8 protein-coding genes are annotated in these 9,537 nt (G+C 44.2%); 3 read left to right on the forward strand and 5 right to left on the reverse strand.

Annotation, left to right across the window (positions count from 1 at the left end):
• Positions 1-75: 75 nt before the first annotated feature.
• From ACE1OE_RS00085 to ACE1OE_RS00095, 3 genes are read left to right on the forward strand one after another with little or no spacing between them, the layout of a single operon-like run.
• On the forward strand, positions 76-1,413 hold the full coding sequence (locus tag ACE1OE_RS00085; protein WP_102469295.1) for a 6-phospho-alpha-glucosidase: 1,338 nt from the start codon (positions 76-78) through the stop codon (positions 1,411-1,413).
• Positions 1,414-1,464: 51 nt separating this feature from the next.
• Positions 1,465-2,448 carry an aldo/keto reductase gene (locus ACE1OE_RS00090; protein ID WP_449209669.1) on the forward strand — a complete coding sequence of 328 codons (984 nt, stop codon included), beginning with the start codon at positions 1,465-1,467 and terminating at the stop codon, positions 2,446-2,448.
• A gap of 10 nt (positions 2,449-2,458) precedes the next feature.
• The gene (locus tag ACE1OE_RS00095; protein WP_372061809.1) at positions 2,459-2,767 is read left to right on the forward strand and encodes a SemiSWEET transporter; all 309 of its coding nucleotides are present in this window, start codon (positions 2,459-2,461) and stop codon (positions 2,765-2,767) included.
• Between the two features lie 292 nt (positions 2,768-3,059).
• Here ACE1OE_RS00095 and ACE1OE_RS00100 read toward each other — a convergent pair whose 3' ends face one another.
• From ACE1OE_RS00100 to ACE1OE_RS00120, 5 genes are read right to left on the reverse strand one after another with little or no spacing between them, the layout of a single operon-like run.
• Positions 3,060-4,022, reverse strand: coding sequence for a PstS family phosphate ABC transporter substrate-binding protein (locus ACE1OE_RS00100; RefSeq protein ID WP_449209670.1), 963 nt, complete (start codon positions 4,020-4,022; stop codon positions 3,060-3,062).
• Positions 4,015-4,632, reverse strand: coding sequence for an OmpA family protein (locus ACE1OE_RS00105; RefSeq protein WP_449209671.1), 618 nt, complete (start codon positions 4,630-4,632; stop codon positions 4,015-4,017). Before ACE1OE_RS00105 ends, ACE1OE_RS00100 begins: the two co-directional genes overlap by 8 nt.
• Positions 4,632-5,948 (reverse strand): TolC family outer membrane protein, encoded by a 1,317-nt coding sequence (locus ACE1OE_RS00110; RefSeq protein WP_449209672.1) that lies wholly within the window; start codon positions 5,946-5,948, stop codon positions 4,632-4,634. Before ACE1OE_RS00110 ends, ACE1OE_RS00105 begins: the two co-directional genes overlap by 1 nt.
• A 15-nt stretch (positions 5,949-5,963) precedes the next feature.
• Entirely contained in the window at positions 5,964-7,289 is a 1,326-nt protein-coding gene (locus tag ACE1OE_RS00115) for an HlyD family type I secretion periplasmic adaptor subunit (protein ID WP_449209673.1), read from the reverse strand.
• Positions 7,282-9,510: a type I secretion system permease/ATPase gene (locus ACE1OE_RS00120; RefSeq protein ID WP_449210090.1), complete on the reverse strand. Its 2,229-nt coding sequence runs from the start codon at positions 9,508-9,510 to the stop codon at positions 7,282-7,284. Before ACE1OE_RS00120 ends, ACE1OE_RS00115 begins: the two co-directional genes overlap by 8 nt.
• Positions 9,511-9,537 lie beyond the last annotated feature (27 nt).

The following is a 9,537-nucleotide window of genomic DNA, read 5'->3' on the forward strand; positions in this document are numbered from 1 at the left end:
AACAAACCAATTTTCTTTAAATTAACAATAATCAAGGGCGGTAATACGCCGCCCACATTTTGAGTGAGGCTTATCATGAAAAAACAATTTTCAGTCGTAATTGCAGGTGGCGGTTCTACATTTACTCCAGGTATCGTGATGATGCTATTAGAAAACCAAGACCGATTCCCGATCCGCAAATTAAAATTCTACGACAATCTTGCACAACGCCAAGAAACCATAGCAGAAGCGTGCAAAATCTTGTTGAAAGAACGTGCACCGCACATCGAATTCTCTTACACAACCGACCCTGAAGAAGCTTTTACAGATGTTGACTTCTGCATGGCGCATATCCGAGCTGGCCTGTATGCAATGCGTGAGCAAGATGAAAAAATCCCACTTCGCCATGGCTGCGTCGGTCAAGAAACATGTGGTGCAGGTGGGGTTGCTTATGGTCTTCGTTCTATCCCTGCAGTTATTGAAATGATTGATTACATGGAGAAATATTCTCCAAACGCATGGATGCTAAACTACTCGAATCCAGCCGCAATCGTTGCCGAGGCGTGTCGCGTGCTTCGTCCAAATTCAAAAGTACTTAATATTTGTGATATGCCGATTGGTATCGAAACACGTATCGCTGAGATATTAGGTTATGAGAACCGTAAGCAATTCGACATTATGTATTACGGCCTGAACCATTTTGGTTGGTGGAAAGAATTCAAGGATGCCAAAACTGGTGAAAACCTAATGCCTAAGATTCAAGATTACATTAAGGATAATGGCTATCTACCACCTAGTGTCTTGAGTGGTGCACAGCATACTGATGAGTCTTGGAAAGAGACATTTATCAAGGTTCGTGATGTTTACGCACTTGATCCAGACACCATCCCAAATACTTATCTTAAGTATTATATGTACCCAGACTACGTGGTTGAACATTCTAACAAAGAATTCACCCGTGCCAATGAGGTCATGGACGGTCGCGAAAAAGAAGTCTTCACAGAATGCCACCGCATCATTGCAAACGGCACAGCAAAAGACACGTCAATCGAAGTGGAAGAGCACGCTTCTTATATTGTTGACCTCGCGACTGCCATTGCTTTCAATACTAAAGAGCGCATGTTACTTATTGTTCCAAACAATGGTGCTATCAGTAACTTCGACCCAACTGCAATGGTCGAAATCCCATGTATTGTTGACAATACTGGCGCAAAACCACTGCAAATCGGCGCGATCCCTGAGTTCCAAAAAGGCATGATGAATCAACAAGTGTCTGTAGAAAAACTCGTGGTTCAAGCGCATGTGGAAGGTTCTTACCAAAAGCTGTGGCAAGCTCTCACCCTTTCCGCCACGATCCCAAGCGCCTCCGTTGCTAAAGCAATCTTGGATGATCTGATTGAAGCAAACAAAGATTTTTGGGTTGAAATGAAGTAACCATTAGGTCTTAGCCCTGCTGACAGTAGGGCTAAGACTATTGAGGATATTATGAAATACAAACAAATAAAAGATATGCAGGCTTCAGCGATTGGATTTGGCTGCTGGGCGATTGGCGGCACATGGAACAACGTCACTGACGAGAACTCTATCCGGACTATTCATGCCGCGATCGATGAAGGCATTAATTTTTTCGACGTTGCGCCCGTATATGGAAAAGGTCACGCCGAATCAGTCCTGGGGCAAGCACTCTCGGGGATATCACGTGATAAGGTCATCATAGCGAGTAAATGTGGCTTACCTTGGGATCCGGCTGATCCAAATAAAAAAACAAGGAAAGACCTGTCACACAACAGCATCGTTTTTGAGGTTGAGCAAAGCCTAAAACGCCTTGGGACAGATTACCTGGATTTGTATCAAGTTCATTGGCCTGATCCAAATACGCCAATCGACGAAACAGCGCACGCTCTAAAAATACTAAAAGAACAGGGAAAGATTCGCCATATTGGCGTCTCTAATTACAGTTTAGACATGATAGAACAGATGCAGTCTGTTGTGGAAGTCGCCACAGTTCAAGGCTTATATAACCTCATAGAGCAAAACCCAGACCACTATCATAACATCCCACTTCAATATCGAACTCGTGATGAAATGCTTCCTTATTGTCAGCAACATGATATGAAGTACTTGCCATACAGCCCTCTCATGCAAGGGTTACTAACGGGTACATTCAAAGCTCAACACAACTTTGATGATAAAGATGATCGTCGTAACAACCCTAAACTCAACGGTGAGCTGTTTAAAGACATTTATTTCCCTTGCGCAATGGCGCTAAAAACACTGGCCGATTCTGCAGGTCTTCCACTTTCCCACTTAGCGATCCATTGGATGGTAAACCAAGAAAGTATAGGCTCGGTTATAGCGGGGGCGCATACCGTTAATCAAGCGAAAGAAAATGCGCGCTTCTTACAGTCAGACGTGAGCGAAGCACTATTACACGAAGCAGAATCTATCGTAGCGAAGTGGATAGCGTAGAGAACAATACATGATTGATATTACGTTGTTAGGCTATCTTGCGGCAATATGCACTACGTGCTCCTTTGTTCCGCAAGTACTGCACATATTGAAAACTCGAAATACCGATTCTATCTCTCTTATGATGTATAGCATTTTCGTCAGTGGTGTTGCCCTGTGGCTGATATATGGCTTACTTATCGATGACCTACCCATTGTCGTTGCTAACAGCGTCACGTTTATACTTGCATCAACGATATTGAGCCTTAAAATCCGTGATGCGGTTAACCTAAACTCGAAACGCCAGACAAAACTCCGTCAACACCACACGGTAAAATAGCTTACAAAGCTCATAGCTGCACACCAGGAGCTGGTGTGCTCCCTAGTAGACACTCGGCATTCAACAAGTATTAGAGCTGCGTTAGTCATAGCAGCCCCGAAAAAAAAGCGAGAGAGCCGAACTGGTTCCCTCGCTTTAAATGACAAAAAATATACATGAACTTAGAGTACTATCGCGCAACTCAGTTACCCTTTGCCGCCTCTAATCTTTATACTCATACTTATACTGGCAGGAATAGAGTAAACCCAATTGACACCTTATTATCCCCACCCTTTTCGACTATCTTCTCTTGTTATCTATACCCACCCTCAATCATTGGTTTTTCGAGGCCTAATTTAATTCGATTTCGGTGTACAGCTTCAATTGGAAGGCTGATAAAACCATAATCGTTTAGCACAGATTGTTGTTCGTCCGACAACGCGAGGCTGATGAAAAACTCCTCCTGTTCATTAAAGTACTCTCTATTAGGCGGTAGATTGAGATACATGTAATAAACGCTGGCTAAGGGGTAACGACCAGAAAAAATTGTTTCTTTGTTAACATCATACGTTTCCCCTAAATTATTTATCACATTAAGCACCTTATTATCCGTCATATTATCCGTATAAACGGTATAACCTAATGCATTCACATCTCCATTAAGCTCACTCAGTAACGCTTGCTGATCAGGAACAAAGTGTGTAGCCGTGAACGCCCCTTCAGAGCATGTTACCCACGTTGAAAACTCTCTGTGCATCACTAACTGTTCGTCAATCGCAAAAGGAACCATCGGCTCTCCACGTTGACCATTTTTATCCGCCCACCTCACGACTTCTGGGCTACTATTACAACCAAAAATAGTCTTTAATTCAGCCAAAGATATGCTGCTTGTTTGATTATTGTCATTGGCAAGAATAGCAATAACATCAGCAGTAAAATAAAGCTCAGTGGGCTTATAACCATATTTTTCGACAAATTGGGCGACCTCACGATCTTTCCACTTTCTGGAACTAATACCCATTTTCAATCCATTTTTAGTAATACTGTAAGGAACGTCTCCGCTAGACGTGACACTTATATTTAAATCCTTTGATTCAATTAGCGCTTTCATTAATGGTATAAGATTATCCTCAACAGCAACGACTGATACACCCACGCCATCAGCAGTTGAGTTGATGTTTTTCACATCAGTTGTTTCATTCACACCCGTTTTTGCCACTGCACCGAAACAGGAAATAGTGACTAACCCAAACATAATTGATTGTAATTTATTCACTTGGCGCCTCCACTTGTGTCGAACTACTCAGACTTTTTTCTGACGTGAATATGTCCCACTCCTGCGTGACCTTCATTTCTGGGCGATAAAATACCGCTATCGTGCGGCGCTTGCGCTTGTGCAATTGTTCAGTGTAATACGTTGTCTGAGTAAACTCTTGTTCCGATACTCTCTCGCTTTCGATGCCTTGAGTTTCTAACGCTTGTTTAATTGCCGCAGTGCGACGTTTCGCTAACGCTTTGTTGTAATCGTCCGTTCCCTCGGAACTTGTATCACCGATCAATACAACATTTGAGTTGGGGTATTGCTCGAGCATATCGACAAGCTTGGTGACTTTTGAATCTTGGTCAACTCTCAATATCGCTTCGTCAAAATCAAAATCAACACTCACAACTACAGGCTTATCGGAAATATCCCAGTTGGCACAACCGGTATTGTCTACCGCCACATTTTCTGGTGTATCTAAGCACCTATCGCGCTGATTAATAATACCATCTGCATCTTCATCACGAAGGTCATCAATTTGATGGCGAGTCGTTTGCGTATTTGGGGTTTCTGCGCACCCAATAAGCGCTAAGGAAATCACAGCAAACATCAATAACGTCTTCATTAGGACTCTCCATCTTTTTGCCACTCTTCAGGGTGTTCTATGCGTAATGCATACGTTAATACCCCCATCGCATTTAACAATCGATACGCGGCAAAGGTTCTATCATATTTACTCCGCACATAGTTTTGCCGCGCTAAAAACACCTCTATCTTGGCATCAAGCACATCGAGTAAACTACGACGACCAACATTAAACTGTTGTATATAACCGAGCTCGGCTATTTTTGCAGCGTCAACATTTTGTTGCAGCAAGACAATCTGTTGCTCAATCATTGAATAAGCATTCCAAGCAAGCTCCGTTCCTTCCTTCACCTCACGCTCAGTCCGAATGCGAATCGCGCGTGCTTCCTCAAGACGCCATGCCGATGATTCAACTCGAGCATCGGTCGAAAACCCATTAAATAGGTCATAGTCTAAGGTGACCATCGCCCGCATATCTTCATCTGGACCGATTGCATTACCAACATTACGATTCTTATTGGCATGTAGCTCAAGCTTTAACTCGGGGTAGTAGTCTCCTTTTTCACGACGTATTTCTTGACGTGCAGCGTCCATATCTAGTATCGCCGCTTTGATTTCTGGGTGGTTCACAACAGCCTGTTCAATCGCCACATTCATCGTGCTGGGCAGTAGGCCCTGATCAAACTTAGGAAAGACTAAGCTGCGCCCAGGCTTACCGACCTGACGAAGAAACTGGGTTTGTAAATCAAATACATTGTTTTGAGCTGAAATTTGGGATGATTGCGCCGTCGCAACACGGGCCGAAATCTGTGCTAAATCTGAATTACTCGCCAACCCTTTTTGTTTTTTATCGAGAACATCTTGATAAATTTCTTGATGTTCACGCACGTTCCGACCAGCAAGTTGTAACAGGGTCTCAGCCTGCAGTAACTCCAAATACGTTCTCACAACATCCAATGACACATTTTCGGCTCGTGATATCAAGGTTAGGCGCTCTGCCTCCGCTTCATACCCAAGGCGTTTAACATTGGCAGATGTGCCAAACCCATCGAATAAGAGTTGCGACACTTTGACGCCCATTTCTGTACGATTTAATTGCCTTTCATCAGATGGGATATAATTGCCACCGTCATAACGAGTGCTTTCAACACCTGCCGCTGCATACAGATTCACTTGAGGTAATCGGTAACCGCCAGCTGCGTCGCCGTCACGGATAACCGACTGAAAGCGCGAGTATTGGGCGAGTACTTCTGGACTGTAATCAATTGCAAATGCTACTGACTCTTCTAACGATATCGCGTTGGCCATGGGTGCCAAAGTGATACACATAGACAACATGAGCTTTGAACCACGCATATTTCTTCCTTGTTATTAGCGTTCTCTCAATGAATTTTCTTTTGCTCTTAATATCGGTTTTATCCAATAACTAAGAACCGTTTTCTCTCCGGTCAGAATATCGACGGCAACCTGCATTCCAGGAATGATAGTAAATGGTGAGCCTTCTGAGTCCGATGAATCAAGTGCAATGTGCGCACGATAATACGCTTCGCCTTCTTCATTTTTTAATGCATCAGCACTGACATAGGTCACGTGTCCTTTTTGACCGCCGTATATAACAAAATCATAGGCTGAAAACTTCACCGTTGCCTGCAAACCTACTGAAATAAAAGTAATATCTTTGGGAGAAATTTTCGCTTCGATGATCAATGTCGCATTTTGAGGCACAAGTTCCATAATTGGCTCTCCGGGACGAACCACCCCGCCGATTGATCGCACAAACACCTCTTTTACCGTCGCATCCACTGGCGCAACCATTTGGGTTCGGCGCAATTGGTCAGCAATAGCTTGTTGGCTCTCGTTTAACTGAGCTAATTTTGCTGATACTTCGTTAAGCTGACCTTGTGCTTTAGCTCGAAAATCAAATGCTGTACCGCGATAATCAGCTATTGCTTCTGAATAGGCGGCTTGTTGTTTTTGCGCGGCGGCTCTTGCACTCGACAAGTCCCCCTCAAGCCGAATCACATCGCGATTAAGCTTTAACAATTCAACTTCAGCAACGGCGCCACTCTCTACAACAGACTTCAGCATGTTTCGCTCTTTCTTTACAATCACGACACTGCTTTCTAAGGTCCGAATGGAGGTTTGTGTATCCATTAGCGATTGTGATTGTTGTTCAATCCGTAATTTTGATTCCTCTAGCTCAGAGAGTAATTGGTCAATTCTCTCCAAATAGTTTGCTTTGGCGTTAAATAACGCTGGAGAAGATTCATCATTCGTTTCAATGTCATTGATGGTTACGACGACCTGCTGACGCCAATCGACTTCTCTAGTGACAACGTTAACGCTGGCCAACTCAGTTCTTAGCCGCGTTTGTTGCGCGACTAACGTATCAAATTGTTGTGTCGATTCTTGGTAAGAAGAACGAAAGCGAGTGTCATCAAGTAAAACCAGTGGCTGGCCTTTTGTCACAGTGTCACCTTGCCGTACTAGAACATTTTCGATGATGCCGCCTTCCAGACTCTGAATCGTTTGTACCGACTGGCTAGGAACCACCGTTCCCTCTCCCACCACCACCTCATCTAAGGTCGCCCATGACGCCCAAGCAACAATCAAAGCCGTGAGCAATCCCACCAGCCAGATCAACTTGCGAGAGCGATAGGCTATGTTGTTATTTGACCATCGAACTGCACTACTCATTTGGGGCCCCCTTTACCACTGAGATGGTCTTAACTCGGCTTGAGGACTTATTCGCAAATACCTCTTGGGGTGTTCCCGTAGTGACAACCTTGCCTTTGTCTAACACCACGACCGTATCGCAAAGGTTTAAGAAAGATTGTTTATGGGAACTGACCACTACCGTCATATCTCTAGGCATACGTTGCAGGGCTTGATGAAAACGCGATTCAGCTTGTCGGTCCAAGCTGCTTGTTGGTTCATCCATAATCAACAATGCGGGTTGTCGGTACAGTGCTCTTGCAATAACCACCGCTTGGCGCTGACCACCTGATAAAAACCGACCTGCTTCTCCCACCTGCGTTTCCAGACCGTTGGCTAATCGCCCCATATAGTCATTCAAGCCCGACATAACAATGGCATACTTCAACCTTTGCTCATCGATAACGTGACCACCCAACACAATGTTTTCATAGATGGTGCCGTATATTAGAACCGGAGTCTGTCCTACCCACCCTGAGCATTCACGTATCGCGGCATGAGGCCAAAGGTTACTATCAATGCCTTCGTAATACACTTGTCCGCTTGATGGCTCTAGTTGCTTAGCGATAATAGACAATAGCGTCGATTTACCTGCGCCCGCTGCACCGACAATGCCGACCCTTTGTCCTTTTTCTATATTAAGATCGATACCAGATAAGGTTTCACTTTGCATATCCGGATAACTAAAACAAATATTCGATAGCTTTATTCGTCCTTCAAATCGGCCTCGATCCATGACTTGGTGATCACATTCCTCTTGCGGCGTCGCCATAATAGTATTAAGTCCCTCCATAGCGGCTTTCGTTTGCTGGTAACGAAGCATTAAAACCGAGAGCTGGTTGATTGAATTAGCAGCGCGTCCACTTAGCATTACCACCGCAATGAGGCCCCCCATCGTTAACGCACCTTGCGCTATCTGATAGACGCCAACAACAATCAGACAAATTGTGACAATTTGCTGACTCGATTGAATAGAGTGTGAGACGATGTTGGTATAAAAACGTGATTTGCACTGCCATTCCGATAACGCCGAAATAGTCAGCTCCCACCGCTTTTGGATTACCCCTTGGCTGTTATTTTGTTTAATATCGGTTAGTGACGTCAGGGCATCATAGAGCTGTGCCTGTCTTTGAGAAGACAGCTTTGAGGTTTCTTCAAACGTTTGCTCAACACGCGACTTCATAAAAATGCTTAACAGGAGCAACGCTGCCATCACTGTCATTGGCACTAGCATTAACGCACCACCCAGCCAACCAATCAGAACCAGGAAAAAAATAGTAAACGGTAGGTCAACTAAAGTGACTAAGGATACCGAGGTGAAGAAATCTTTTACGCTATCAAAATCTTGTACCTGACGAGAAAACGAACCAATGGATTCTGGACGATTTTCCAGTTTCATCCCTATTACTTTGGCAAAGAGCGAAGCAGAGAGTTTATTTTCAATATAGCGCCCAGCCATATCGGTGACAGAGGAGCGAGCTTCTCTTAGTATCCAATCAAAAACGATGACAATACTAATCCCCGCAACCAGAACCCACAGCGTATTAAATGCCTGATTTGGTACCACGCGGTCATAAACATTCATGGTAAAAAGTGGAACCATCATGGCTAAAAGATTGACCACAAAAGACGCCACAAATAGGTCTCTATACCAAGGTTTTACTTCTTTTAGTACTGCCCACAACCAACCACTTGGTGAGGCCTGAGTTAAGTGGTCAGTCCGTTTATCAGCCACCGGTTTAGCACTGATTTGCCAAGCGGTTGTATGAATGAGTGGCTTGAGCGTTTGACTGTCGATAACTTTTTTTTGAAATGCCTCTGCCGGATCAAGCATGGTGTAATGCTGCCCGTCTCGACTAAGCAATATATATGGCTGGTATACTTGGCGTTGATTGCCTGTTTGCTCGCTTGATTTGTCGACTTGGTCCAACGGTGACCTAGTATCAGCAAGCATAACGACCGCCGGAAGTACGATTTGATCCAAGTTCTTTACGCTAAACTCTAATGCTTCAAGACCTGATTTTTCGATGGCTCGAGGAAACAAAATATCATCAAGCTGTCCTTGAGTGAGCGGCAATCCTGCTTTTATTTTTAACGGATGCGCCCTCACCTCAAAATGCTTTGCTAGCCAAATCACCGTCGATAGCCAGACATCGTCACCTTCAGAAGAATTTACCCGTTGCTCTGATTCGCTACCCCACACACCATCTACGGGCTTGTTCTCAAGATC

The sequence above is a fragment of the Vibrio sp. E150_011 genome (assembly GCF_053544015.1).